Raw genomic sequence first — 24,475 nt, 5'->3', positions numbered from 1 at the left:
ACAACACCGGGCCGCCGAGTGGATGGGCCTGGCCGCGGTCCGCGCCGCAATCGAGCTATGCGGCACGGATCGTTTCAGCCATGGGCGGCTGACCGGGCGACTCAGTTCTTCTCGGCAGCTTCTGCCACACGGCGCTGTTCTGCCTGGGCAAACAGGGCGTCGAAGTTGACTGGTGACAGCATCAGGGGAGGGAAGCTGCCCCGGAGTACCAGGTTGTCAATCGCTTCACGGGCATAGGGGAACAGGATGTTCGGGCAGAATGCGCCAAGAGTGTGGCGCATGCCAGCCTCATCCAGGCCGCTGATAGCGAAGATGCCGGCCTGCTGAACTTCGGCGATGAAGGTGACATCGTCTTCGCCATTGGTAACGGTGGCGGACAGGCTGAGTACTACTTCATGTACGCCTTCCTGCAACTCGCTGTGGCGGGTGTTCAAATCCAGATTGACGTGGGGGTTCCATTGGGATTGAAACACCGCTGGCGCCTTGGGAGACTCGAAGGACAGATCCTTCACGTAGATACGCTGCAGCGTGAACTGTACCTGGGGCTGCTGATCCGCAGCGCCGTTGGCGCCCTGAGTGTTCTGGTTTTCTTCGGCCATGATGGGGTCCTTGTATTGTGGTCTTGTTAATAGTGTTAGCTGGCGAGCATGGCGTCGAGTTTGCCTGAGCGCTCAAGCGCTTGCAGCTGATCGCAACCGCCGACGTGGGTCTTGCCAATCCAGATCTGTGGTACCGAGGTCGCACCGCCGGCAAGGCGGGTCATTTCTGCCCGCACCTTGGGCTGACCATCGACGCGAATTTCGTTGTACTTGACGCCTTTCGCATCCAGCAACTGCTTGGCACGGATACAGAAGGGGCAATAGTTGCTGCTGTAGATCGTTACTTCTGACATGTTATTTCACCACTGGAAGGCTGTCGGCGCGCCAACTGCTCATGCCACCACTGAGGCGACTGACGTTGTCGTGTCCAGCTGCCTTGATCTGCTTGGCGCAGGATCCGGCGTGCTGGCCGCTCGCGCAGGCAAGAATGATCGGGCGCCCCTTGTACTTGTCGAGGTCACCCAGGCGAGTATTCAGACTGTCGTACGGGATGTTGATCGAGTCCACGATGTGACCGGCGGCATAATCCTTCTTGGAACGCAGGTCGACGACCACGGCGCTTTCGCGATTGATCATGGTGGTGGCCTGCTGAGTGGAAACAGTCTTGCCGGCTTTGCGGCCCTCGGTAACGATCAGCAGCGTGACTACCACCAGGAAGGCGACCGCCAGAAACGGATGATTGCCGAGGAACTCGGCGAACTGGGTAAAGAAATCGATAACGCGTTGCATGCGAGTACTTCCGGATAAATAAAGTCCGCCAGTATACACAGCAGGCGGCGGTGGCAGAACCATCCCTGCCGAATGGTACGCGGGGCGTTGCAGCATGACAGGCTGGTGCCGGCGCAGTAGACTGTGGGCATCGCGTCTGCCCGGCCGTCATGCGGCCAGGGCTGCTATCCGATCATTCAAATATTTTGTGAGTCGCCTTCATGACAGATGCCCCCAAACCCCTGGTTCTGATGATTCTCGATGGTTTTGGCCACAGTGAATCGCCTGACTCCAACGCCATCATGGCCGCCCGCACCCCGGTATGGGACAAACTGTGGGCGCAGGCTCCCCATACGCTGGTGTCCGGCTCGGGTATGGACGTAGGGCTACCTGACGGACAAATGGGTAACTCCGAAGTAGGTCACATGAATCTGGGCGCTGGCCGGGTGGTCTATCAGGACTTCACCCGGGTAACCAAGGCGATTGCCGATGGCGAGTTCTTCGACAATCCGGCCATTGTCGAGGCAGTGGACAAGGCGGTTGCAGCCCAGGGCACCGTGCATATCATGGGTCTGGTCTCGCCCGGCGGCGTGCATAGCCACGAAGACCATCTGGTAGCGATGGTGGAGCTGGCAGTGCGACGCGGCGCCGACAAGATTGCCGTGCACGCCTTCCTTGACGGTCGGGATACCCCGCCGCGTAGCGCCAAGCCCTCCCTCGAGATGCTCGAACAGGCCTATAAGCGCCTGGGCAAGGGACGGACGGCTACGCTGATCGGCCGTTATTTCGCGATGGATCGTGATAATCGCTGGGAGCGTGTGGAATCCGCCTACAACCTGATCGCTGATGGTGAGGCGCAGTTTACCGCGGCAACCGCTGTGGACGGTCTGCTTGCCGCCTACGAACGTGAAGAGAACGACGAGTTCGTCAAGGCTACCCGCATTGGCGAGCCTGCACCGGTTGCTGACGGGGATGCACTGATATTCATGAATTTTCGTGCTGACCGCGCCCGGGAGCTGAGCCGCGCCTTTGTCGAACCTGATTTCAAGGGGTTTACTCGCCAGCGTCAGCTGCACATGTCCGGTTTTGTCATGCTGACCCGGTACGCGGCTGATATTCCGGCACCCTGTGCTTACCCGCCTGCTTCGCTGAACAATGTGCTGGGCGAATACCTGGCCAGTCAGGGCAAGACCCAGCTGCGGATTGCCGAGACGGAAAAATACGCCCACGTGACGTTTTTCTTCTCCGGCGGCCGTGAAGAACCCTTTGCAGGTGAAGAGCGCATTCTGGTTCCATCTCCCCAGGTGGCTACCTATGATCTGCAGCCTGAAATGAGCGCGCCAGAGGTCACTGATCGAATCGTCGAGGCGATTGATCAGCAGCGCTATGATGTGATTATCGTCAATTATGCCAATGGTGACATGGTTGGGCATACCGGCGATTTCGACGCTGCGGTCAAGGCTGTGGAGTGTCTTGATACCTGTATCAAGCGCATCTGCGAGGCCCTTGCCCGGGTAGACGGAGAGGCATTGATTACGGCTGACCACGGCAACGTCGAGAAGATGTCCGATCACGATACAGGTCAGGCACACACCGCACATACCTGCGAGCCGGTACCCTTTGTGTATGTAGGGCCGCGGCAGGTGAGCATGCGCGAAGGCGGCATACTGTCTGATGTGGCGCCAACCATGCTGACTCTGCTGGGTCTGCCCAAGCCGGCTGAGATGACGGGTCGATCGATTCTGACATTGGCCTCCTGAGACTCCGACATGCTCAAGCTCAGGCCGTTGCGCACACTTTCACAGCACTTTTGCACCGCTGCAGTGCTGGCAGCGCTGGTGTATAGCGCTCCGTTGACTGCGCAGGAGACCCAGACCGACTCCCGTGAGGCGAGAGCCGAGCTGAAACAGACCGAAGCGGAAATTGCACGGCTGAAAAAAATGCTCGAGAGCTTCGAGCAGGAGATGTCCGGTCTGGAGTCGCAACTCAAGCGCAGTGAAAGCGAGATTGGCAGGTTGCAGCGCGAGAGCGAGCAGATCGAGGAAAAGATCCGCCAGGGCGAAACCCGGGTTCGCGATCTGCGCGAGCAGGCAGCCGGTTTGCAGGTCGCACTGACTGGGCAGCAGGATCAGATCGCCAGGCAGGCACGCGCGGCTTATATGGCTGGGCAGCAGGATTATCTCAAGATGTTGCTCAACCAGGACGACCCTGCGCGCATGGCGCGCATGATGCGCTATTACCAGTATCTGAGTCGTGCTCGAATGACCGAAGTGACGCGCTATACCGATACCCTTGAGCAGATACGCTTGGCCAGCGCGCAGATTGTCGAGCAGCAGGCCCTTCTTGAAGAGCGCCGCGAGCGGCTCGCTGCCAATGCCACGGAGCTACAGTCTCAGCAGACCGCGCGCACCGGGCTGCTGGCAAATCTGCAGGGCAAGAGCCGTAGTCAGAGTGAAAAGCTGGCAACAGCTCAGGCTGAGCGTGCGGGCCTGGAAAAGCTTATCAAGTCCATTGATGAAACCATAACCAGCATCCCTACTCCCGCCGGCAGCCTGCCTTTTGCCAGCGCCAAGGGGAAGTTGCCATTGCCGGTCAAGGGCCCTATTCAGGCGCGTTATGGTAGCCAGCGTGGTGGCGATGCGCGGCTGAAGTGGGATGGTCTGTTGATCGGCGCATCCCAGGGCACTGCGGTACATGCCGTTCATGGTGGGCGAGTGGTATTCGCCGACTGGCTGCGTGGTTCGGGTTTGCTGGTAATACTTGATCACGGCAGTGGTTATCTGAGTCTGTACGGCCATAACCAGAGCGTGCTCAAGGACGTTGGTACCTGGGTGCAGCCCGGTGAGGCCGTTTCCACAGTTGGCGCCAGCGGGGGGCTCACGATGCCAGCTCTGTATTTTGCGATTCGCCACCAGGGCCGTGCACTGGACCCTGCGGCCTGGTGTATGCTGTCGGGGTGAAGTGCCGGCGGCCAAGACCTGCAAGTGCGTTTCCTGCCCTAGTCCGTAAACAAGCCCCTGTGTTGGGAGAGATCGATGACCGCTGTGCGTACCATGCTTGCCGCCTGCATCAGCCTGGCATTTGTTGTTGGGCCCGTGCTGGCCCAGGAAACAACCGCACCTGCTCCTGTGCCGGCACAGGCGCAGAGCCCGGCAGCCCCTCTGCCGCTGAACGAACTGCGGACTTTTGTCGAGGTAATGGAGCGTATTCGCACAGCCTACGTCGAGCCGGTTGATGATGCGACTCTGCTGGAGAACGCCATCCGCGGGATGCTCGATGGGCTTGACCCGCATTCTGCCTATCTGGAGCCAGAAGCATTCCGTGGGCTGCAGGATGCAACCAGCGGCCAGTTTGGCGGCCTGGGTATTGAGGTGGGTCAGGAAGATGGGTTCATCAAGGTCATCTCGCCTATCGATGACACGCCCGCCGCTCGTGCTGGTATCGAGGCTGGCGATCTGATCGTCAAGATTGATGGCGAGCCGGTAAAGGGTTTGACTATCATGGACGCGGTGGAAAAAATGCGTGGCGAGCCGGGCACCACCATCACTCTTACCGTGATTCGCGATGACGGCCGTCCATTCGAGGTCGAGCTGGAGCGGGCGGTGGTCAAGGTGGCCAGTGTGCGCACTGAGCAGCTGGATCCGGGTTACGCCTATATGCGGCTCACCCAGTTCCAGGTCAACACGGGCGACGAAGTGCGCCGCGAGCTTGAGAAGCTCAACGCGGATGGCGATCTCAAAGGGCTGGTACTGGATCTGCGTAATAACCCCGGTGGCGTGCTCCAGGCCGCAGTCGAGGTGGCGGACAGTTTTCTGGATTCAGGTCTGATTGTTTATACCCAGGGCCGGCTGAGCAACTCAGAGCTGCGCTTCTCTGCCACCAACACCGATCCGAGCATTGGCGTGCCAATGGTTGTCCTTATCAATGGCGGCTCGGCTTCGGCCTCCGAAATTGTTGCTGGCGCACTGCAGGATCATGGCCGTGCGGTCATCATGGGTACCAACACCTTCGGCAAGGGCTCGGTACAGACGGTCTTGCCGCTCAACAACGACCGCGCGCTCAAGCTCACTACCGCGTTGTATTACACTCCTGACGGACGTTCTATTCAGGCGCAGGGTATCGAGCCAGATATCAAGGTGGAGCAGGCCAGGGTGACCAGGGATGAAGCGGAGATGGGATTTCGCGAGGCAGATCTGGCAGGACATCTGTCGAACGAAACGGGTGTCGAGAGGCCCACTGTGCGCAAGCCCGCGGGTCCCGAGCGGTCTCAGGACGCCGACTACCAGTTGAATCAGGCGCTCAATCTGCTCAAGGGTCTGAATATCTCGCGCGCCAGAGGCTAGCGCGCCAGATAGCGTTCCAGGCGGTTGATCAGAGACGCATTTCAATGCCGCGGTCGGCCATGTACTGCTTGGCCTGGGTGATCGAATACTCGCCAAAATGAAAGATGCTCGCAGCCAGCACTGCATCGGCACCGCCGAGCTGCACGCCGTCAGCCAGGTGCTGCAGATTACCGACCCCGCCCGAGGCGATTATCGGGATATGCAGCCTGTCACTGATCGCCCGGGTGACCCCCAGATCGAAACCGCTCTTCATGCCGTCCTGATCCATGCTGGTTAGCAGGATCTCGCCCGCGCCCAGCTCCTGCATCTTGAAGGCCCACTCTACTGCGTCCAGGCCAGTTGGCTTGCGCCCGCCATGGGTAAAGATCTCCCAACGCGGGGTTGCCGCCCCCTCATCCGATACCCGTTTTGCATCGATGGCCACCACGATGCATTGGGAGCCAAACCGATCGGCAGCCTCGCCCACGAATTCGGGGTTGAATACCGCGGCGGTATTGATCGACACCTTGTCGGCACCGGCATTGAGCAGGTTGCGTATATCCTGAATGGTGCGAACGCCGCCACCGACAGTCAGCGGTATGAACACCTGGCTGGCCATGCGCTCGACAGTGTGCAGGGTGGTGTCCCGCTCCTGATGGCTGGCAGTGATATCGAGAAAGGTGATTTCATCTGCGCCCTGCTCGTTGTAGCGCCTCGCTACCTCGACCGGATCACCAGCGTCACGGATGTTTTCAAACTGCACACCTTTGACCACGCGACCATTGTCGACATCGAGACAGGGGATAATGCGTTTAGCGAGACCCATCGACTTTCTCCGAAAGCAGCTTCAAGCGGCAAGGCGGTTGGCCGTCCCCTTCAAGCTGCAAGATAATTCCATTGAGCGGCGCGCCCTAGCTTGTGGCTTACCGCTTGACGCTTGAAGCTGCTTTATCACACAGCGCCTGGGCCTCTGCCACATCAAGCGTACCTTCATAGATCGCCCGGCCGGTGATGGCGCCGACAATGCCTGGGGCGCCAGCATCCAGCAGTGTCTGGATGTCGCCCAGGTGATGAATGCCGCCTGAAGCAATAACCGGAATGGATGTGGCGTTGGCCAGTGCGGCTGTAGCTTCGACATTACAGCCCTGCATCATGCCGTCCTTGGCGATGTCGGTGTAGACGATCGCCGATACGCCATCTGCTTCGAAACGGCGCGCCAGATCGACTGCCTGAACGCTGCTTACCTCTGCCCAGCCGTCGGTGGCTACAAATCCGTCCTTTGCGTCCAGTCCGACAATGACCTTGCCCGGGAAGGCGCGGCAGGCTTCGGCAACGAATTCCGGTTGCTTGACTGCCTTGGTGCCGATGATCACGTAGCTGACGCCAGCGCGCACGTAGTGCTCGATTGTTTCCAGGGAGCGGATGCCGCCACCAATCTGGATCGGCAGGTCAGGATAGGCGCGGGCGATGGCAGTCACCACTTCGCCATTGACAGGCTTGCCCTCGAAGGCGCCATTCAGGTCGACCAGGTGCAGGCGGCGGCAACCAGCCTTGACCCACTTGGCGGCCATTGCCACAGGGTCATCGGAAAATACGGTGGCATCGTCCATCAGGCCCTGACGCAAGCGAACGCAGGCGCCGTCCTTGAGGTCGATAGCGGGGATTATAAGCATGACTTTTTCCTTTGGAAAAAGAGCTTCAAGCTTCAAGCCTCAAGCCTCAAGCGGGGTTGCTTGCAGCTTGCAGCTTGCAGCTTGCCGCTCGGGTTTCTACCAGCGACCATCCCATGCCAGAAAGTTCTGCAGCAACTGCAGGCCATTGGTATGGCTTTTTTCCGGGTGAAACTGGGTGGCAAACAGGTTGTCCTGAATCAATGCTGCGGCAAAGTCGGTGCCATAATGGCATCGCCCTGCCACATGGGTATGGCGTTGTGGTTGGGCGTGATAGCTATGTACAAAATAGAATCGCGCATCCTGTTCGATGCGGTGCCACATAGGGTGATCTATGGTCTGTTTGACCTGATTCCAGCCCATGTGCGGCACCTTGAGGCGCTGCTCGCCATCGTAGAGCTCATTCCCGAAAAAGCTCACTTTGCCGGGGATCAGGCCGAGGCCTTCTACCCCACCATTTTCCTCGCTGTGTTCGAGCAGCATCTGCATGCCCACACAAACCCCCAGCAGCGGCTTTTCGCGCACCACATCACGCACTACAGCATCAAGGCCGAGTTGGCGTAATTCGCTCATACAGTCGCGGATGGCGCCGACGCCGGGTAGTACAACCCGGTCGGCCGCCATGATGATTTGCGGGTCGCTGGTGACGTCCACACGGTTCGCGCCCACATGCTCAAGGGCTTTGGCGACCGAGTGCAGGTTGCCCATGCCGTAGTCGATGACTGCTACCTGACCTCCAGCCATGGGTTAAAGACACCCTTTGGTGGAGGGCATCATGCCACTCATGCGTGGGTCTTCCTCGACCGCCATCCGGATTGCGCGACCGAAGGCCTTGAATACGGTCTCGATCTGGTGGTGGGTATTCACGCCGCGCAGGTTGTCGATATGCACGGTGGTTTGCGAGTGATTGACGAACCCCTGGAAGAATTCACCGAACAGATCCACATCAAAACCACCCACGCTGGCACGGGTAAAGTCCACATGCATGTGCAGGCCGGGTCGCCCGGAGAAGTCGATCACCACGCGTGACAACGCCTCGTCCAGCGGGACGTATGCGTGGCCATAGCGGCGCAGGCCTTTCTTGTCACCCACCGCCTTGGCGAACGCCATGCCCAGGGTAATGCCGACGTCTTCCACCGTGTGGTGGTCGTCGATATGCAGATCGCCACGGGACTTGATGCTCATATCGATCAGCCCGTGCCGGGCGATCTGGTCAAGCATGTGCTCCAGAAAAGGGACACCGATGTCGAAGTCCGACTGCCCGGTGCCATCCAGGTTGATGTCGACTCTGACCTGGGTTTCCAGAGTGTTGCGCTCGACGCTTGCCTTGCGCTCCGCCATGGCTGTTTCTCCACTGAGTGATCTATCGAGGGTGGGCATTATACGTGCAGGCAGTGCGAGGGGCTACCGCGTACTGATTGCTTATGTGTATCGGGTCTATGGCTCTTCTCCCCGCATCCGAGTCAGGGCAGAATAACCTGATGACCGATATACAGACAGTGGTTGTGGGTGCCGGAGTAGTGGGGCTGGCGGTAGCGCAGAAACTGGCAGAAGCCGGGCACGAAGTATTGGTGCTCGAGCAGGAGGCCTGGCCGGGACAGCATGCGTCCAGCCGAAACAGCGAGGTGATTCACGCCGGGCTGTATTATCGACCTGGCTCGCTCAAGGCCAGGTTATGCGTGCAGGGGCGCGATCTCTTGTACCCCTGGTGTGTCGAGCATGGCGTGCCGCATCGGCAAATCGGCAAACTTCTGGTAGCGGTTGAGGAGGCAGAAGTGCCGGTTTTACGGGCGCTACAAGCCAATGCCGCGGACTGCGGCACCCGGCTTGAGTGGCTGGATGCGGATGCTGTGGTGCGGGCCGAGCCGGAGGTCAGGGCGGTTGCCGGTCTTTTTTCACCCCTGACCGGTATTGTTGACAGCCATGCTCTGCTTCAATCGCTGGAGGCTTCTCTGCAGTCAGCTGGCGGGATGGTCAGTTATCGCACACAGGTGACGGGAGTGGCGCCAGGTGCAAGCGGATTTCTGGTGCGCGGACGTAGCGCAGGCGAGTCGTTCAGTCTGCGCTGCCGGTATCTTATCAACGCGTGCGGCGTATTTGCCCAGCAACTGGCTGCATGCATCGAGAATCTGCCAGCCAGCACCGTACCTGCACTGCATTTGTGCCAGGGTCGCTATCTGGCTTACAGCGGGAACTCGCCGTTCAGTCATCTGGTCTACCCCGTGCCTGCAGCCAACACCTCTGGTCTGGGCGTGCACGCCACCCTGGATCTGGCCGGCCAGGTTCGTTTCGGACCTGATGTGAAATACCTTACGCGAATCGATTACGACGTCGAAGACGGGCTGGTTGATGAGTTTGCCCGGGCGGTCCAGCGCTACTGGCCAGGCTGCAAGCCGGATCGGCTGGTGCCAGGCTATGCCGGTGTGCGGGCCAAGCTCAGCGGACCGGGAGATGCCCCGGCCGACTTCGTCATACAGGATCATCGGGAGCATGGTATAGAGGGGCTGATCCAGTTGTTCGGCATAGAGTCGCCCGGCCTGACCGCAAGCCTGGCATTGGCCAGGGAAGTGGTCATGCGTCTCGACAAGCTCTACCCTATGACAAAGGCCCCGATGGCCTGAACTGTTTACAAGGAATACCCATGAAAGCGCTTGCCAAGGTCCTGGGACTGGTTGTGTTCGGCGTGTTGTTGCTCGCCGTCGCTCTGTTGTTTTTCCTGACCCGGATATTCGACCCCAACGATTACAAGGACAATATTCGTGAAATCGCCCGCGAAAAGGCCAACGTCGAGCTGACCCTTGGCGGTGACATTGGCTGGTCCCTGTTCCCCTGGCTGGGAATCGAGCTGAAACAGGTCGGGGTAACACCGGTTGATCAACCAGATCAGTCGCTGGCCGAGGTGGGTAGTCTCGGGCTCGGAGTAGAGGTGCTGCCATTGCTGCGCCGGGAGCTGCGCTTCAGTGATGTCATCCTCAACGACGTCAGTCTCAACCTGGTCAGAAATGCTGACGGCCAGGGCAACTGGGAAACGGTAGGTCCGCAGACCAGAGAACATGCCGACACCGGATCAGGCTCCGTAGAGGCACCTGATACCCAGAGAGAAGAGCTGGATATAGCGGTGCAGAGTGTGAATATCACCAACGCCCGGATTCTCTATGAGGATCGCGAAACCGGCCAGAGTGTGCAGCTTAACGACGTCAATCTGGAAACAGGTGCGCTGGTTGAAGGGCAGCCGTTCGATATCGCCTTTATCGGTTTGTTGACGACTGAGCAGCCTGCCATGCGCATGCGAATTGACCTGCAGACCGTTGCGCAGTTTGATCTGGGACTTGAGCGCTATCAGTTCGATGCCATCGATCTCAAGCTGGATGCCAGTGGCGCGCCATTTTCGGGTAGGGCAGTTTCTCTGCAGCTGCAGGCCGACAGCGTGGTCGATCTCGGCGCCCAGGTGGCAGAACTGAATCAGGTTCGGCTGTCGCTGGCAGATCTGCGCGCAACGGGGGCAATCAAGGCTACACAGCTGGATCAGGATATGCAGCTGGCCGGCAGGCTGGACGTAGCAACTTTCAATGCCCGCTCACTGATTGAGGCGTTTGGGCAGGAGATTCCGGAAACGGCGAATCCGCGAGCGCTGGAAGAAGTATCCATGGCAGCCAATCTGGTTGGCTCGGCCACCAGCCTTATGTTCGAAGACCTGCAGTTGCAGGTCGACGGCAACGAATTTACCGGCAGTATGGGGCTGGCAGATCTCGAGCGTCAGGCGCTCCGGTTCAGGCTTACGGGCAATCGCCTTGATCTCGACGACTACCTGCCACCTGTCGATGAGGACGCCGCGCAGGAGCCAGCGGGCACCAGTGGGGGCAGCAAGTCGGAGTCTACGCCTATGGCCTGGAGCGATGAGCCAGTCCTGCCGTTGGGGCTGATCGCAGAGCTGGATGTGGATGGCAGTTTGGACATGCAGGAAGTCGTATTGACCGAGCAGGTCATCAGGCCATTCAAAGCTGCTGTTCAGGCCCGGGGAGGCATGGTGAACATCAGTCGGTTCGAAGGCGGCGTGTTTGGTGGCGACTTTGCTGTGACCGGGCAAATTGATGCGCGCACGCGACCTGTGACCCTGAGCGCGAAGAAAAAACTTGCAGGTATGAACTCGATAGCCATTCAGGAGGCCTATGACGTTGCACCCCAGCTGCGTGGAGCCATCAACCTGGATATGGATGTGCGCGCCACTGGCAATAGTATGCAGCAGTGGATGTCGAGTTTGAATGGTCGGGCCAGCTTCGATGTGAACGACGGCGCATTACTCGGGATTAATCTCGAACAACAGCTCTGTCAGGCGATTGCACTGGTCAATCGTGAGCCCCTGGGCGCCCCCGTGGGTTCACAGGACACTCCGTTCAGCGCCTTGAAGGGTAATTTCCGTATCGTTGACGGCACAGTTATCAATGAGAACCTGGTGGCCGATCTGCCGGGCATCACCGCAAAGGGCCGCGGTGAAATCGTCCTGCCGACTCAGCGTCTGGACTACCGCCTGGGTCTGGTTCTCAAGGGCGACAACATCGAGATGCCTGACTCGGCTTGTCGGGTCAATGAGCGCTATGTCGGCGTTGAGTGGCCGATCCGTTGTAGCGGCTATCTGCATAACGCTGCCAGCAGCTGCGGGGTTGATACCGAAGCGGTTACTCAGCTCGCTGGTCAGCTTCTGGGCAATGAAGCAAAGCGCAAACTGGGCGACAAGTTGGAAGAAAAGCTGGATCAGCAGGCGCCAGCCGTCCGTGACGCGCTACGTGGCTTGTTCGGCCAGTGACCGAGCCAACCTTCGCCGAGGCCGTGCTGGGTTGGTATGACCTGCACGGCCGCAAGGATCTGCCCTGGCAGCAGAACATGACTCCCTACCGCGTCTGGGTGTCAGAAATCATGCTGCAGCAAACCCAGGTAGCCACGGTGATTCCTTACTATGAGCGGTTCATGCAGGCGCTGCCGGATGTGCAGGCTTTGGCTGCAGCTCCGGCAGATGAGGTGTTACATCTGTGGACCGGTCTCGGCTATTACAGTCGGGCCCGCAACCTGCACAAGGCCGCCAAGCGGGTGGTCGATGAATACGCTGGGGAGTTTCCCCTTGATCTGCCCCTCTTGATCGATCTTCCGGGTATCGGGCCGTCCACAGCGGGTGCGATTGCCAGTCTGAGTATGGGCTTGCGCGCCCCCATCCTGGATGGCAACGTCAAGCGGGTGCTGGCGCGCTTTCATGCCGTGCAGGGCTGGCCGGGCGAAAAGGCAGTTCACGACCGGCTGTGGGCGATAGCTGAAAGCCACACGCCTCACTCCCGGGTCAATCACTACACCCAGGCGATGATGGATCTGGGCGCAACCCTGTGTACGCGGAGCAAACCATCGTGTCTGATATGCCCGCTGCAGGCTGGCTGTCAGGCTCGCATGCTGGGCGAGCAAACTGCGTATCCGCAACGCCGGCCGCGCAAGAGTATTCCGGTACGCAAGTGCCTCATGCCCCTGCTGGTTAATCCCTTGGGCGATGTCTGGCTGCAACGCCGCCCCGACAGCGGGCTCTGGGGCGGTCTCTGGTGTCCGCCGCAGCTGGATGATCACAGGCAGCTCGAGGCTCTTATCGCCCGTGAGGGCTGGCAGGCGGCCGAACCTCAGGTGCTGGAGCCATTACGGCACACCTTCAGCCACTTCCATCTGGATATCCAGCCACTGCTGATCAGAGTTGAGCATGGTCATGGCGTGGCCGAGAGCGGGCAGGTCTGGTATAACCTGCGCCAACCTTCCCGTCTGGGGCTGGCCGCACCGGTCAAGAAACTGCTTCAGCGGGTCGAATCGATTATCTGAATTCATCGTGGAGGATTGCCCATGACCCGTATGGTGATGTGCCGCAAATATCAGCAGGAACTGCCTGGCCTTGATCGGCCGCCTTATCCGGGCGCCAAGGGGGAAGCGATCTTCACGGATGTCTCGAAAAAAGCCTGGGACGAATGGCAGGCCCACCAGACGATGCTGATCAATGAGCGCCGCTTGAACATGATGGATGCCGAGGACCGCCGCTTCCTGCAGGGAGAGATGGACAAGTTTCTCGCCGGCGAAGATTACGCCCAGGCCGACGGTTACGTGCCTCCTGTGGAATGACAATCGGGTAAGCGGCTGAAAGAATGGCAAATAATTTGTGCGGCCGCTTGACAGCTAAGGTCTTAAACCGTTTAATAGCGCCCCGTTGCCCAGATAGCTCAGTTGGTAGAGCAGAGGATTGAAAATCCTCGTGTCGGCGGTTCGATTCCGTCTCTGGGCACCATCTTTTTTTAAAAAACTCGCCGAATGGCGAGTTTTTTTTTGCCTCGGGTTTTTGCAGGCTACATCCTGTTGCGCCGGAAAACTCAGTCGGGAATGTGGCTCGGTAGTGGGCAGCGGAACTTTGGCACCCACCATTGTCTAGAGTCCTGTCGGTGAGTTTTCGCTTGCTGACTCGCAAGAAGATCTGGTTTGCACAATGGATATAGTCTAGTGACCGACAAAATCGACAATACCCAATTCGACCGCCTTCAGACCGGTGTACCCGGGCTCGACGAAATCCTCTGTGGTGGCTTGCTGCCCCAGGCGGTATATATCGTGCAGGGCGGGCCCGGCGAGGGGAAGACGATTCTCGCCAACCAGTTCTGCTATTACCGCGCCAAGCTGGGCGAGCGCGCCCTGTACGTCACTCTCCTGGCTGAGACTCACAACCGGCTCTTGCGTCATCTGCGCAAAATGGATTTCATGGCGGATACCGGCGATCAGCAATCGGTATTTTACGGGAGCGCCTTTGATACCTTGCGTCAGGACGGGCTGGAGGGGGTACTGCGCTTTCTCATGCGCAACGCCAAAAGCCATGACGTATCGACGATCGTTGTTGACGGCCTGTTTGCGCTGGAAGAATCCGCTGAAACGGAGCGCAGCTTCCGCGAGTTCATCAATGATCTGGCGGCATTTGCTGACATCAGTGGTTCTACGGTTTTGTTGTTAACCAACAGCGAGCGCAGCACAGGCAGTCCCGAATTCACCATGGTGGACGGCTGGATAGAGCTCAATAGCGGCGAGCTGGAGTGCCGGAGCTTTCGTTACATTCGCGTGCACAAGCTACGCGGTAGCGGCTTTGTCGCCGGGCGTCACATGACTCGAATCAACCAGCAGGGCTTTCACGTCTACCCGCGCCTTGAGTCTGTTGCTGGCGATGCCAGGGCCGTGGCAATGCGGGAGGAGCGAGTCTCCAGCGGTGTGCCGAGTCTGGATGAGCTGATTGAGGGTGGTTTTCCCTACTCCTCCAGCACAGCTCTGGTCGGCCCCACCGGTATCGGCAAGACTTCCCTTGGGTTGGCATTTATCTGTCAGAGTACAGTCGAGGAGCCAGGCCTGCTGTTTGGCTTTTATGAAGACAGCATTCGGCTGGAGCGCCGCGCGGCTGCTTTGGGGCTGGATCTGGCCAGTCTGCTGGAGTCGGGCGCTGTAGAAATATTGAATTACCCGCCGACCGAGCAGATTGTCGATCACTTGGCTGAGGATATGCTTCACGCCGTCCGCCGCCGGGGGGTGAAAAGATTGTTTGTCGATGGGGTGGACGGATTCCGCCAGGCGGCTGTCTACCCATTGCGCACGGGACGATTTCTATCGGCCCTGATCAGTTGTTTGCGCGCCGACGGTGTGACCACCGTATTTACCGCCGAGCTCCCAGAGCTCATGGGTGGTGAGAACGCAATGCAGTTCACCGCCATCTCGGCGGTAGCCGAAAATATTCTGCTGTTGCGCTACGCGGAGCTGGACGCCACGCTGCATCGCACTCTGGCGGTAATGAAAATGCGTGAAAGTTCCTTTGCACCCTACGTCTTCGAGTTTCACATAGGCCAGGACGGCTTCCAGATTGATAGCCGAATGAGCGGGACCGAGGGTGTCATATCAGGCCTCCCACATCGGCAGGGCCGCGGGGAAAACACCGATGGCTGAAGCCGCTGGCAAGTCTGGCAAGCCACTTATCCTGCTGGCAGAGGACGAGCGTGCAATCAGGAAGGTAATGGAAATTCTTCTTGAGAGTGAGGGCTACGATGTCATGTGCGCGCAGCACGGGATTGCAGCCCTCGATATTCTTCTGACCGTCACGCCGAGCCTGGTCATTACCGACTACATGATGCCGGAAATGGATGGCGCAGAGCTTTTGCGTGCTATTCGCGGAAATGCCCGACTCAGCGCCATTCCTGTGCTGTTGATGAGTTCGGCTGTTCCGACGGATCTGCCTGATCATCATTTGGCCGACCAGACCTTTTTGAAAGGTGGTGAGCTGGAATCACTGCTCGCGATAGTCGCCTCCTTGGTTGCCCACGGCGCCCCACCGTCGACCGAGCCTGCCTGAACAGCACCGTAATCGTGCGGTTCTCGTTCGCATTCGCTCATTGAGTATTTTTCCTGGCACCGTTAGAAGGGGGCTGCAGGCTCTCGGATGAATGTGGACAACAGATTTAATCTGGACAGACTTTTGCATGCACATTCGGGACATGACCCGGAGAGGGTTCTTGGTCATGTGGCGGACCTGTGCTAGTTTTGCCTGATTACAGGATCATTACTCCTATACAGACGGAACTGTGTTGGTACGCTGGACCACTCCGGCCAAATTTACTGACGCCCTCTGGCGCCGATCTGGAAAAACATACGTGACACCGCCCGCACTGGAAGTCCGCAATCTGCACAAACGTTTTGGCGACCTTGAAGTGCTCAAGGGCGTTGATCTGGTCGCCCATGATGGCGCCGTCATCTCGATTCTCGGCTCCTCCGGTTCGGGTAAAAGTACGCTGCTGCGTTGTATCAATCTTCTGGAAAATCCCAACGAAGGTCAGATCATCGTTGCCGGCGAAGAAATGAAACTCAAGCCCGGCCGCGATGGCGCGCTGGTTTCGGCGGATAATAAACAGATCAATCGACTGCGTGCACGGGTCGGCTTTGTATTTCAGAGCTTTAATCTCTGGCCGCACATGAGCATTCTGGACAATATTATCGAGGCGCCTCGCCGCGTTCTGGGCCAGCCCAAGGCAGACGCTATCGCCGCGGCCGAACTGTTTCTGGAAAAGGTCGGTATTGCCGACAAGCGGCACTCCTTTCCTGCGCAGTTGTCTGGCGGGCAGCAGCAGCGCGCTGCCATTGCCCGAACTCTGGCGATGCAGCCTCGAGTCATTCTGTTTGACGAGCCCACCTCGGCACTGGACCCGGAAATGGTGCAGGAAGTGCTTTCCGTGATCCGGGCGCTGGCCGACGAGGGTCGTACTATGCTGTTGGTAACTCACGAGATGGGCTTTGCCCGACAGGTGTCGAGTGAGGTGGTGTTTCTGCACAAGGGGCAGGTCGAGGAAATCGGCACTCCTGAGCAGGTGTTCGAACATTCGAAATCAGAACGCTGCAGACAATTCATGTCCAGCCACAAGTAAGGAGCCGTACCCATGAAAAGCTATAAGAAGGTTCTGTTGGCGGTTACTGCCGCCATGGTATTCAGTGCCCCGGCCCTGGCAGACAAACTGCGCATCGGTACCGAAGGTGCTTATCCTCCATTCAACATGATCGACAGCAGTGGTGAAGTGACCGGTTTCGATCTCGACATCGCCAAGGCGCTGTGCGAGCGGATGGGCGCTGAGTGCAGCGTGGTTATTTCCGATTGGGATGGCATCATCCCAGCTCTGAATACCCGTCGCTTCGACTTCCTGGTGGCCTCCATGTCGATCACCGAAGAGCGCGAGCAGGCCGTGGACTTCACCATGCCCTACTACACCAACAAACTGCAGTTTGTTGCGCCGAAGAAGTCCGAGTTCGGCGTGGATGAAGAGAGCCTCGACGGCAAGACCATTGGTGCCCAGCGCGCAACTATCGCGGGCCAGTGGCTCGAAGAAAACATGGGCGACGTAGTCGATATTCGCCTGTATGACACCCAGGAAAATGCTTACCTGGACATGAACGCCGGTCGTATCGATGGCGTGCTGGCTGACGCCTTCGTGCAGTACGAGTGGCTGCAAAGCGAAGCTGGCGAAAACTTCGAGTTCAAGGGTGAGCCGGTATTCAGCAACGACAAGATCGGTATCGCTGTGCGCAAGGGTGATCCACTGCGTGAGCGTCTGAACGAAGCCCTGCAGGAAATCGTTGACGACGGCACCTATGCCGAAATCAACGCCAAGTACTTCCCCTTCAGCATTTATTGACCTGACTGGCCGGGCCCCTCGGGGCCCGGAACTGATACCCGCCCATGTTTGAATTACACGGTTTTGGTCCGGCCCTGATTGAAGGGACCTGGATGACCATCCGCCTGTCCCTCGCATCCGTTGCACTCGGGTTGCTGCTCGGACTGCTGGGTGCTAGTGCGAAAATATCCGATAACACGCTGGTGCGAGGTGTAGGCGGATTTTACACATCAGTGGTGCGCGGTATCCCGGAAACACTCTGGGTGTTGCTGGCCTATTACGGTACCACCTCCATTTTCAATTACCTGGGCAGCTTTTTCGGCAACCCCTACCTGACGCTGAGCCCGTTCATTGCCGGCACCCTGGCCCTCGGTCTGTGCTTTGGTGCCTATGCTACCGAGGTATTCCGGGGCGCCTTGCTGGCCATTCCAAGCGGCCAGAAAGAGGCTGGACTGGCCCTGGGTATGTCGCGAACCCGAATCTTCTGGCGTATTACTCTGCCCCAGTTGTGGCGCGTCGCGTTGCCAGGCCTGGGTAATCTGTATCTGATTCTGCTCAAGGACACCGCTCTGGTATCGCTGATCAGTCTGGAAGAAATCATGCGCAAGGCGCAGTTTGCCGCCAATGCCACCAAGGAGCCCTTCACCTTCTACTTCATGGCCGCACTCATTTATCTTGGGTTGACGGTGATTATCATGGCTGCACTGCATGTGTTCGAGCGGCGAGCCAACCGGGGTTTTGTGAGGACTGAACTGTGAGCTGGGCTGAACGCTGGGAAATGATCGCGCGATTCCTGCCAGACTTGCTCGAAGGCACCTTGATGACCCTGGAGCTGGTAGGAATTGCCGTGGTCGTCGGCCTGATCCTCGCCATTCCGCTAGGTATCGCCCGTGCATCGCGCCATTGGTACGTGCGCGCGCTACCCTATACCTACGTGTTCTTTTTTCGCGGTACGCCGCTGTTACTGCAGCTGTTTCTGGTCTACTACGGACTCTCGCAGTTCGAGGCCGTACGCGAGAGCATGTTCTGGCCCTATCTGCGCGAACCCTACTGGTGCGCGCTGATCACCATGACCATGCACACGGCTGCCTACATCGCGGAGATCCTGCGCGGTGCCATTCAGTCGGTACCCGGGGGAGAAGTGGAGGCGGCTCGTGCCCTGGGCATGTCCCGGCGGCAGGCGTTGCAGTACATCATTCTGCCGCGTGCCATTCGCATCGGTCTGCCTGCCTACGGCAACGAAGTGATCCTGATGCTCAAGGCCAGTGCGGTGGTCTATACCATCACCCTGATGGACATCATGGGCGTGGTGCGCGGCATCAACGCCCGGACCTATCAGTTCGAGCTGTTTTTTCTGGTAGCTGGCCTGATTTACCTGGTGATCACTGTGGTTTTCACTCAGCTATTCAAGCTGGTAGAGCGCTGGCTCAAGGTTGAGGCCAGCCGCAAACGCTGAGGCAAACAATGAATTTTGCCGAGCGCTTCCAGCAACTGGATGCCTGGCTCGTTGAGCATCAACAGCTTTGGCGAGCCAAACCCTTTACCGAGCACCAGTGCTCCTGGGAAAACCAATGGCCCGAGCTTGCCATCTGGCTACGCAGGCGCAGCCTGGAGCAGGCTGAACAGGCGCATACCCAGCTTCATCTGCTCGATGCACCCGCGCCCTTTGGTAATTTGGCGCGAGCAGGTATCGCCCTGACGCGGTTGCCTGACTGGTCTTCACAGCGGCACGACGAGCTTCCTGAACCGCTGTACCGTCACATCCCCGGACGCAAATGGCAGCAGATATCCCGCTTTGCCCAGGCAAGCCAGGCTCGTTGGCAACAGCCAGCCAGCCACTGGGTTGACTGGTGCGCGGGGAAGGGCCATCTGGGTCGCGTGCTTGCCTGGAAGACGGGGCATCCTCTGTTGTGTCTGGAGCACAATGAACAGCTCAACCGCGATGGTGAAAAGCTCAGTGAGCAATTTCACCTTAGCGCTCGGCATCAGGATGCAGACGTTCTCAGCCCAGCGACCTGGCATCATCTGGCACCCGAGCAAAGCCTTGTGGCGCTGCACGCCTGTGGGCAGTTACATATGACGCTACTGCAGCAGGCAGCAGCCAGCAGATGCGTTCAGGTGGCGCTGGCGCCCTGCTGCTATAACCGCATCGAGGGGCCGGAGTATCAGCCCTTGTCAGACACAGCCAGAATTGCGCAGTTAAAACTCAGCAAAGACGATCTTGGTCTGCCGATGCAGGAGAGTGTTACTGCAGGCCAGCGGGCGCGCCGCCTGCGGGATTGCTCCATGGCATGGCGTCTGGCATTTGATCTGTGGCAGCGCGAAGCGCGGAACTCGGACCAGTATCTGCCTACCCCCTCGCGTCCGGAAAGCGCCACTAATAACGGTATTGCGTCTTTCTGCCGTGAGCTGGCCAACTATCACCAGCTGGATTTGCCAGAGCCTGACAGTTGGCCGGAGATGGAGCGGCGCGGCTGGCAACGGCTTGCCGAGGTGCGCAATCTCGAGCTTGTGCGCGGACTCTTTCGCAGGCCGTTGGAGATGTGGTTGCTCCTGGACCGGGCCCTGTTCATGCAAGAGGCGGGCTACCGTGTCGAGATCGGCCTGTTCTGCCCATCGGAGCTGACGCCGCGCAATTTTCTACTGATTGCGGAAAGACCTTGCGCACAAGTCATCACCAGTCTGTGAACGGCTTGCACACAGACTTATCCACAGATGCGCGGTCTGGTAACTTATCCCCGGCGTCTGTGCATAACAATGTTGATGACTTATTAGTATCTCCCTGAAAGCCACACAGAATGCGGCTTTCAGCTATCTGATCAAAAATGAATCAAAGTGGATAACCGAGAAGAAACAAGAGGTTAAGGCCTCTTTGTCAAGTGCTGCTATAGATTTCATGCACAAGCTGGCCAACCCTATGAATAACCCCTGAAACCAGGAAATTTCACTCCAAGGGCCTCTCACGTCTTTACACAGCACACAGCCTAGATATAATGCACCCCGCGCCGGTATAGCTCAGCTGGTAGAGCAACTGACTTGTAATCAGTAGGTCCCGAGTTCGACTCTTGGTGCCGGCACCATATAAATCAGGGGCTGCAGCGATGCTGCAGTTTTTGACACCGCATTCAGATGTTCCCGAGGTACATTTTCAGTACAGTCGTACTGATCGCCACCTCGGAGAACGGCATGGCAACACTCGTTAAAACCCCCTCTGGTACCTGGAAAGCCCTCATCCGCAAAAACGGATGGCCTACTACCTCGAAGACCTTTCGTACAAAACGTGATGCCCTTGACTGGTCCCGGCGGGTCGAGGATGAAATGGTGCGCGGCGTTTATATTCAGCGCACAGCCTCGGAACGAACGACGCTCGAACAGGCTCTCAAACGTTACCTCTCGGAAGTCAGCCCCACCAAAGCCCCTAAAACCCTTATTAGCGAGCAAGGCAGCGCGAAGAACCTCGTTCGTAGGCTTGGGGGCTATTCCTTAGCAGCCCTGTCTGCAGAACTGATCTCTGGCTACCGGGATCAGCGTCTAAATGAGGCAACGCGGCGCAATACACCTGTTAGCAACAATTCGGTTCGCCTTGAGCTGGCGTTGCTCAGTCACATGTTCAACGTCTGCATCAGAGAGTGGGGTGTCGGGCTTCCGTTCAATCCGGTCTTGAATGTCCGAAAGCCTGCGGCGGGAAGGGGGAGGGATAGACGTCTGACGCCTGACGAGGAGCGTCGTCTTTATGCTGCCGTTGACGCTCATTCGAACCCATTTCTCGGCTACATCGTCCGGGTTGCTATCGAGACGGGGATGCGGTCCTCCGAAATCACTAATCTCCGAAGATCGCAGGTAGATATCCGACGCCGAATCATCACATTAAGCGCCACCAAGAACGGCGAGCGTCGCGTGGTACCGCTCAGTAAAGCCGCGACTGCGGTTTTCAGCCGGGCGCTCGACCATCCATATCGACCTATCGACACTGATCTGATTTTTTTTGGGGAGCCGGGCGCAAACGGCCGCAGACGTTCTTATGCCTTCAATAAGACATGGCAACAGATTAGAAACCGACTGGGAATGCGTGACCTGCGCTTTCACGACCTGAGACACGAGGCGGTTAGCCGCTTAGTAGAGGTTGGGCTCTCGGATCAAGAGGTGTCTGCCATTAGCGGCCATAAGTCGATGCAAATGGTTAAAAGGTACACCCACCTGCGGGCGGAAGACCTCGTGGAGCGTATTGATTTGCTGCGCAAGCAGCGGCAAATCTAGAGAAATACAGCCATCTTTCGCATGCGAAAGATTTTATTTTGAGTTTTTTGCGAGGGGGCCCCAAAAAGGGCCGAAAAAGGGGCACCTCTTCGCACTATTAGTGAAACCCATAGAATATTGGAGTTTCACATGGTTGACCCTAGTAACCGCGAGCATGCTGCGGAAAAAATCGAAAAAAACCTGATCGCGACTTACGGCATGATGCTTAGTCGCGAACAGCTCGCAGATTTGCTCGATCGTCGTATTGGCGGACTGAACTGGGAGCTTGCTCGGGAAGAGTCTCAGCTTCGACGAGAGCTCGGTCCGTCGATGGTCCGATTTGGCCGTCGCGTCTATTACAGTGCGCCTGAGCTTGCTCTAATTCTGGCTGCTCGGCTGGGCCGTGATTGATGGAGCAAGAACAAACTTCTGCTGATGATGACGAGACCATGTCAAGCGGATTGGGGTTGAGCGGTCCCAAGTTAAAGCGCATGGATCGCGCTATCGATCAAATGCTTGCTATCGAAAACCAAACTGCTCAGGAGGCGGGAGAAATTGGCTTTTTAGCGAAAACCTTACTGCAGGCTAACCTACCACATAGTAAAAATTCCGACAGTTCCTGGACTCGTATCAATGGAAATTTAACTTTTCATGTTACGAGTCAACCGGCAGTAGGTTTACCCTATGGGAGATATCCCCGGCTGCTCTTGGTTTGGATAACCACCGAGGCCGTGCGCAACGCGGCTAAATTAGCGCGTGGCCAAATTACGAATTCCGAAGCTCGGCTGCTAAGTTTGGGCGCTTCTTTAAAGCGGTTTATGGCTGATCTGGGGCTTAGGGCTACAGGTGGGAAAAGTGGATCGATATACCCATTTCGCGACCAAATGGACAGGCTATTCAATGCTACGGTGACGGTCAGCGTAACTAAAATTCAAGGAGAGACCGGGTCGGTTGTTATCAGCTTGGGGCCTTTGCGCGTAGTAGATAGGTTCGAATTGTGGCCTAAGACCTTCGATAGCACAAAGGACTCATACATAGAGCTTTCATCGGGATTTTACGAGCTCGTTACCAGTAAAGCGGTGCCCATCGATAAACGTTTTATACGGCATTTAAAATCATCGATGTCGTTTGACGTCTACTGCTGGGCGACTTACAGAGTTAGCTATTTATCCAAGTGGACTGAAATACCATGGTCCGATTTGAAGAGCCAAATAGGAGCGGGTTACCCAGATACCGTCCAGGGGCGCAGTGATTTTCAAAAAAACTTCAGAAAAGCGCTTCATGCCGTGAAGTTGCTGTGGCCGCAACTAAAGGCGACACCCACCAAAAAGGGGCTGACTCTTAAGCCCTGTGCACCTCAAGTACCTCGACGCGTCTCAGAACCAACCTAAGCTACCCAGCTGACGCAGTCGCTAAGCTGCCAATTTATCCACGCATATTTACTCCCGCATATCCGCACATGACTGCTCCATTTAAATGAATATTTACTCCTTTTTCACGCATATTTACTCCTTCTGACCTTCGTCAAAGGCTTTAAGAACGGGCCTTTCAGAGGTATTCCTGTTGAGCCTGTAACTTCTCCTGTAAAAAAGATCTTCCTCTACGCGAAGAAGCGACTTTCCGTAGGACACAAAAAAACCGCCCCTGGAGGCGGTTTTTCACTTTTATCACCCTCAGTCGAAGGTTTCTCCTCCAGCATACTCGGCGTACATGTACACCGTAGATTGCGTTATCTCTGCTGCGTCCGTGAGGGATAGGTTGAGTTGGTTATTGTACGTCTTCAGTTCGGCCCAAAGCTCTCTCTCGGGTAGGGGCGGGAGGTTTCTGATGTGCTCAATCTCCCTACCCTGCTCATCGCACTTGATAACGGCATGTGGATTCCGCGCATCATCACTATTAACCAAGCAATAACCCTTGCGATTGAAGGGCTCTACCCCAGTAACTGTCTCAACAATGCTGTTGTACATAGGCTTGTGCGAGGCACCGTTGAAGTAAATCGGTGAATCACTCAGGGCGGAGAAAGTCACAAGCCAGAGGGTCAGCTTGAAGGAAAACCTCCCTGTATGATCAGCGAAGGTCACCACGATAGGGGTGTGGTTATGATGACAGTAACTGATGTCGTTGGGGTCTAGCGGCTCTCTGTACTCGGTGTGCTCGTCGACAGCCCTGCTAAAGCCAATGGTGAGGAATCTGGGCTTCTGAGCTAACACAGGGGTAGGCCTTGTGTAGCTGGTAACCCCAAACCCATCGGGGTCCAAGGATTGGGCGATCAGGTAATCACGAACCACCAATGGCATTTTCCAAGGCGCGGCACGCCCATGTGCCAGAAACGTCATTGGTGTTTGGCCAGGAACCTCCAACAAGGCGATCGCTGCCGCAGTTTCCTCAGGGATCGTCTCTGGAAGGCCAGCACTTGCCGCATTCCAATGACGGTAGCCCAGCAAGTGGCTGAGTTTTTCTTGATGTGTAGATAGTTTGCTGCTTTGACCAAGGGCTTTGGTCGTCGAATGCAGGATTTTGGCTAGTTCAAGGACTTGCTTGCGAGATAGGCACATACGGGGCTTCCTCAGATCTGGTTTGCATCTGCTCCCCCGTTCCAGACGATTCAAAGATCGTAGGATTGACCCAATGTATGGTTTAACGCGATCCGCTGACGCGGACAGGGGAAGGCATTCACCGCGGCGTAAATTGCGCTGGGGAAGGGCAGGGGCTCCCGGAACCTGCCTTCAGGTTATGTCCTACCC

25 protein-coding genes and 2 tRNA genes are annotated in these 24,475 nt (G+C 57.5%); 19 read left to right on the top strand and 8 right to left on the bottom strand.

Annotation, left to right across the window (positions count from 1 at the left end):
- Positions 1-101: 101 nt before the first annotated feature.
- From secB to IEV54_RS04805, 3 genes are read right to left on the bottom strand one after another with little or no spacing between them, the layout of a single operon-like run.
- Positions 102-599: a protein-export chaperone SecB gene (secB, locus tag IEV54_RS04815; protein WP_150276210.1), complete on the bottom strand. Its 498-nt coding sequence runs from the start codon at positions 597-599 to the stop codon at positions 102-104.
- A 35-nt stretch (positions 600-634) separates the two neighbouring features.
- A complete protein-coding gene (grxC, locus tag IEV54_RS04810) occupies positions 635-892 on the bottom strand; it encodes a glutaredoxin 3 (protein WP_150276209.1) in 258 nt (85 codons plus the stop codon).
- Between the two features lies 1 nt (position 893).
- A complete protein-coding gene (locus tag IEV54_RS04805; RefSeq protein WP_150276208.1) occupies positions 894-1,328 on the bottom strand; it encodes a rhodanese-like domain-containing protein in 435 nt (144 codons plus the stop codon).
- 200 nt (positions 1,329-1,528) lie between these two features.
- On the opposite strand from IEV54_RS04805, the gene gpmI reads away from it, so the two are divergent.
- From gpmI to IEV54_RS04790, 3 genes are all read left to right on the top strand, one after another.
- On the top strand, positions 1,529-3,067 hold the full coding sequence (gene gpmI / locus IEV54_RS04800; protein WP_150276207.1) for a 2,3-bisphosphoglycerate-independent phosphoglycerate mutase: 1,539 nt from the start codon (positions 1,529-1,531) through the stop codon (positions 3,065-3,067).
- Positions 3,068-3,076: 9 nt separating this feature from the next.
- The gene (locus IEV54_RS04795) at positions 3,077-4,267 is read left to right on the top strand and encodes a murein hydrolase activator EnvC family protein (RefSeq protein ID WP_150276206.1); all 1,191 of its coding nucleotides are present in this window, start codon (positions 3,077-3,079) and stop codon (positions 4,265-4,267) included.
- 75 nt (positions 4,268-4,342) lie between these two features.
- The gene (locus IEV54_RS04790) at positions 4,343-5,650 is read left to right on the top strand and encodes a S41 family peptidase (protein WP_223825342.1); all 1,308 of its coding nucleotides are present in this window, start codon (positions 4,343-4,345) and stop codon (positions 5,648-5,650) included.
- A gap of 28 nt (positions 5,651-5,678) precedes the next feature.
- Here IEV54_RS04790 and hisF read toward each other — a convergent pair whose 3' ends face one another.
- The 4 genes from hisF to hisB form a co-directional block, all read right to left on the bottom strand.
- Positions 5,679-6,455, bottom strand: a complete 777-nt coding sequence (gene hisF, locus IEV54_RS04785) for an imidazole glycerol phosphate synthase subunit HisF (protein ID WP_150276205.1) — start codon at positions 6,453-6,455, stop codon at positions 5,679-5,681.
- A 97-nt stretch (positions 6,456-6,552) separates the two neighbouring features.
- Entirely contained in the window at positions 6,553-7,302 is a 750-nt protein-coding gene (hisA, locus tag IEV54_RS04780) for a 1-(5-phosphoribosyl)-5-[(5-phosphoribosylamino)methylideneamino]imidazole-4-carboxamide isomerase (protein ID WP_150276204.1), read from the bottom strand.
- Between the two features lie 96 nt (positions 7,303-7,398).
- Positions 7,399-8,043: an imidazole glycerol phosphate synthase subunit HisH gene (gene hisH, locus IEV54_RS04775; protein ID WP_150276203.1), complete on the bottom strand. Its 645-nt coding sequence runs from the start codon at positions 8,041-8,043 to the stop codon at positions 7,399-7,401.
- 3 nt (positions 8,044-8,046) lie between these two features.
- The gene (gene hisB / locus IEV54_RS04770; RefSeq protein WP_150276202.1) at positions 8,047-8,640 is read right to left on the bottom strand and encodes an imidazoleglycerol-phosphate dehydratase HisB; all 594 of its coding nucleotides are present in this window, start codon (positions 8,638-8,640) and stop codon (positions 8,047-8,049) included.
- Between the two features lie 140 nt (positions 8,641-8,780).
- Between hisB and IEV54_RS04765 the strand changes: the two genes are divergently transcribed.
- The 16 genes from IEV54_RS04765 to IEV54_RS04690 all read left to right on the top strand — a co-directional run bounded on the left by IEV54_RS04765 (position 8,781) and on the right by IEV54_RS04690 (position 23,122).
- Positions 8,781-9,920, top strand: coding sequence for an NAD(P)/FAD-dependent oxidoreductase (locus tag IEV54_RS04765; RefSeq protein WP_150276201.1), 1,140 nt, complete (start codon positions 8,781-8,783; stop codon positions 9,918-9,920).
- A 20-nt stretch (positions 9,921-9,940) separates the two neighbouring features.
- Positions 9,941-12,103, top strand: coding sequence for an AsmA family protein (locus IEV54_RS04760; protein ID WP_150276200.1), 2,163 nt, complete (start codon positions 9,941-9,943; stop codon positions 12,101-12,103).
- Positions 12,100-13,146, top strand: a complete 1,047-nt coding sequence (gene mutY / locus IEV54_RS04755; protein ID WP_150276199.1) for an A/G-specific adenine glycosylase — start codon at positions 12,100-12,102, stop codon at positions 13,144-13,146. The genes IEV54_RS04760 and mutY overlap by 4 nt, the downstream gene beginning before the upstream one ends.
- 21 nt (positions 13,147-13,167) lie before the next feature.
- Positions 13,168-13,440, top strand: a complete 273-nt coding sequence (locus IEV54_RS04750) for an oxidative damage protection protein (protein ID WP_150276198.1) — start codon at positions 13,168-13,170, stop codon at positions 13,438-13,440.
- 87 nt (positions 13,441-13,527) lie between these two features.
- Positions 13,528-13,603, top strand: a tRNA-Phe gene (locus IEV54_RS04745).
- A gap of 209 nt (positions 13,604-13,812) precedes the next feature.
- Positions 13,813-15,285: an ATPase domain-containing protein gene (locus IEV54_RS04740; RefSeq protein WP_150276197.1), complete on the top strand. Its 1,473-nt coding sequence runs from the start codon at positions 13,813-13,815 to the stop codon at positions 15,283-15,285.
- Positions 15,278-15,688 (top strand): response regulator, encoded by a 411-nt coding sequence (locus IEV54_RS04735; RefSeq protein WP_150276196.1) that lies wholly within the window; start codon positions 15,278-15,280, stop codon positions 15,686-15,688. The genes IEV54_RS04740 and IEV54_RS04735 overlap by 8 nt, the downstream gene beginning before the upstream one ends.
- Before the next feature lie 298 nt (positions 15,689-15,986).
- Positions 15,987-16,754: an ABC transporter ATP-binding protein gene (locus IEV54_RS04730; protein WP_150276195.1), complete on the top strand. Its 768-nt coding sequence runs from the start codon at positions 15,987-15,989 to the stop codon at positions 16,752-16,754.
- Positions 16,755-16,766: 12 nt separating this feature from the next.
- Complete coding sequence (locus tag IEV54_RS04725) at positions 16,767-17,516, top strand: ABC transporter substrate-binding protein (protein WP_150276194.1); 750 nt, start codon at positions 16,767-16,769, stop codon at positions 17,514-17,516.
- Between the two features lie 44 nt (positions 17,517-17,560).
- Positions 17,561-18,253, top strand: coding sequence for an ABC transporter permease (locus IEV54_RS04720; protein ID WP_150276193.1), 693 nt, complete (start codon positions 17,561-17,563; stop codon positions 18,251-18,253).
- Positions 18,254-18,273: 20 nt separating this feature from the next.
- Positions 18,274-18,951 carry an ABC transporter permease gene (locus IEV54_RS04715; protein WP_150276697.1) on the top strand — a complete coding sequence of 226 codons (678 nt, stop codon included), beginning with the start codon at positions 18,274-18,276 and terminating at the stop codon, positions 18,949-18,951.
- Between the two features lie 8 nt (positions 18,952-18,959).
- A complete protein-coding gene (locus IEV54_RS04710; RefSeq protein ID WP_150276192.1) occupies positions 18,960-20,183 on the top strand; it encodes a methyltransferase in 1,224 nt (407 codons plus the stop codon).
- Between the two features lie 316 nt (positions 20,184-20,499).
- Positions 20,500-20,575: transfer RNA gene (locus IEV54_RS04705), tRNA-Thr, on the top strand.
- Positions 20,576-20,681: 106 nt separating this feature from the next.
- Complete coding sequence (locus tag IEV54_RS04700) at positions 20,682-21,752, top strand: tyrosine-type recombinase/integrase (RefSeq protein ID WP_150276191.1); 1,071 nt, start codon at positions 20,682-20,684, stop codon at positions 21,750-21,752.
- 129 nt (positions 21,753-21,881) lie between these two features.
- A complete protein-coding gene (locus IEV54_RS04695; protein ID WP_150276190.1) occupies positions 21,882-22,142 on the top strand; it encodes a hypothetical protein in 261 nt (86 codons plus the stop codon).
- Positions 22,142-23,122 carry a replication protein RepA gene (locus IEV54_RS04690; RefSeq protein ID WP_150276189.1) on the top strand — a complete coding sequence of 327 codons (981 nt, stop codon included), beginning with the start codon at positions 22,142-22,144 and terminating at the stop codon, positions 23,120-23,122. The genes IEV54_RS04695 and IEV54_RS04690 overlap by 1 nt, the downstream gene beginning before the upstream one ends.
- A 282-nt stretch (positions 23,123-23,404) precedes the next feature.
- Here the strand turns inward: IEV54_RS04690 and IEV54_RS04685 are convergent, their stop codons facing one another.
- Complete coding sequence (locus IEV54_RS04685; protein WP_150276188.1) at positions 23,405-24,286, bottom strand: hypothetical protein; 882 nt, start codon at positions 24,284-24,286, stop codon at positions 23,405-23,407.
- Positions 24,287-24,475: the final 189 nt, after the last annotated feature.

This window comes from Halopseudomonas salina (genome assembly GCF_014637955.1).
Lineage (GTDB): Bacteria > Pseudomonadota > Gammaproteobacteria > Pseudomonadales > Pseudomonadaceae > Halopseudomonas > Halopseudomonas salina.
This window is presented reverse-complemented; position numbering and strand designations above follow the sequence as displayed.

Excerpts from the sequence above, each read along its gene's own strand:
- IEV54_RS04715 (WP_150276697.1), top strand. The coding sequence starts at position 18,274 with ATGATCGCGCGATTCCTGCCAGACTTGCTCGAAGGCACCTTGATGACC.
- grxC (WP_150276209.1), bottom strand. The coding sequence starts at position 892 with ATGTCAGAAGTAACGATCTACAGCAGCAACTATTGCCCCTTCTGTATC.
- IEV54_RS04735 (WP_150276196.1), top strand. The coding sequence starts at position 15,278 with ATGGCTGAAGCCGCTGGCAAGTCTGGCAAGCCACTTATCCTGCTGGCA.
- secB (WP_150276210.1), bottom strand. The coding sequence starts at position 599 with ATGGCCGAAGAAAACCAGAACACTCAGGGCGCCAACGGCGCTGCGGAT.
- hisA (WP_150276204.1), bottom strand. The coding sequence starts at position 7,302 with ATGCTTATAATCCCCGCTATCGACCTCAAGGACGGCGCCTGCGTTCGC.
- IEV54_RS04690 (WP_150276189.1), top strand. The coding sequence starts at position 22,142 with ATGGAGCAAGAACAAACTTCTGCTGATGATGACGAGACCATGTCAAGC.
- IEV54_RS04765 (WP_150276201.1), top strand. The coding sequence starts at position 8,781 with ATGACCGATATACAGACAGTGGTTGTGGGTGCCGGAGTAGTGGGGCTG.
- hisH (WP_150276203.1), bottom strand. The coding sequence starts at position 8,043 with ATGGCTGGAGGTCAGGTAGCAGTCATCGACTACGGCATGGGCAACCTG.
- gpmI (WP_150276207.1), top strand. The coding sequence starts at position 1,529 with ATGACAGATGCCCCCAAACCCCTGGTTCTGATGATTCTCGATGGTTTT.
- IEV54_RS04795 (WP_150276206.1), top strand. The coding sequence starts at position 3,077 with ATGCTCAAGCTCAGGCCGTTGCGCACACTTTCACAGCACTTTTGCACC.
- IEV54_RS04695 (WP_150276190.1), top strand. The coding sequence starts at position 21,882 with ATGGTTGACCCTAGTAACCGCGAGCATGCTGCGGAAAAAATCGAAAAA.
- IEV54_RS04760 (WP_150276200.1), top strand. The coding sequence starts at position 9,941 with ATGAAAGCGCTTGCCAAGGTCCTGGGACTGGTTGTGTTCGGCGTGTTG.
- hisF (WP_150276205.1), bottom strand. The coding sequence starts at position 6,455 with ATGGGTCTCGCTAAACGCATTATCCCCTGTCTCGATGTCGACAATGGT.
- IEV54_RS04700 (WP_150276191.1), top strand. The coding sequence starts at position 20,682 with ATGGCAACACTCGTTAAAACCCCCTCTGGTACCTGGAAAGCCCTCATC.
- hisB (WP_150276202.1), bottom strand. The coding sequence starts at position 8,640 with ATGGCGGAGCGCAAGGCAAGCGTCGAGCGCAACACTCTGGAAACCCAG.
- IEV54_RS04790 (WP_223825342.1), top strand. The coding sequence starts at position 4,343 with ATGACCGCTGTGCGTACCATGCTTGCCGCCTGCATCAGCCTGGCATTT.
- IEV54_RS04750 (WP_150276198.1), top strand. The coding sequence starts at position 13,168 with ATGACCCGTATGGTGATGTGCCGCAAATATCAGCAGGAACTGCCTGGC.
- IEV54_RS04805 (WP_150276208.1), bottom strand. The coding sequence starts at position 1,328 with ATGCAACGCGTTATCGATTTCTTTACCCAGTTCGCCGAGTTCCTCGGC.
- IEV54_RS04720 (WP_150276193.1), top strand. The coding sequence starts at position 17,561 with ATGTTTGAATTACACGGTTTTGGTCCGGCCCTGATTGAAGGGACCTGG.
- IEV54_RS04725 (WP_150276194.1), top strand. The coding sequence starts at position 16,767 with ATGAAAAGCTATAAGAAGGTTCTGTTGGCGGTTACTGCCGCCATGGTA.
- IEV54_RS04710 (WP_150276192.1), top strand. The coding sequence starts at position 18,960 with ATGAATTTTGCCGAGCGCTTCCAGCAACTGGATGCCTGGCTCGTTGAG.
- IEV54_RS04685 (WP_150276188.1), bottom strand. The coding sequence starts at position 24,286 with ATGTGCCTATCTCGCAAGCAAGTCCTTGAACTAGCCAAAATCCTGCAT.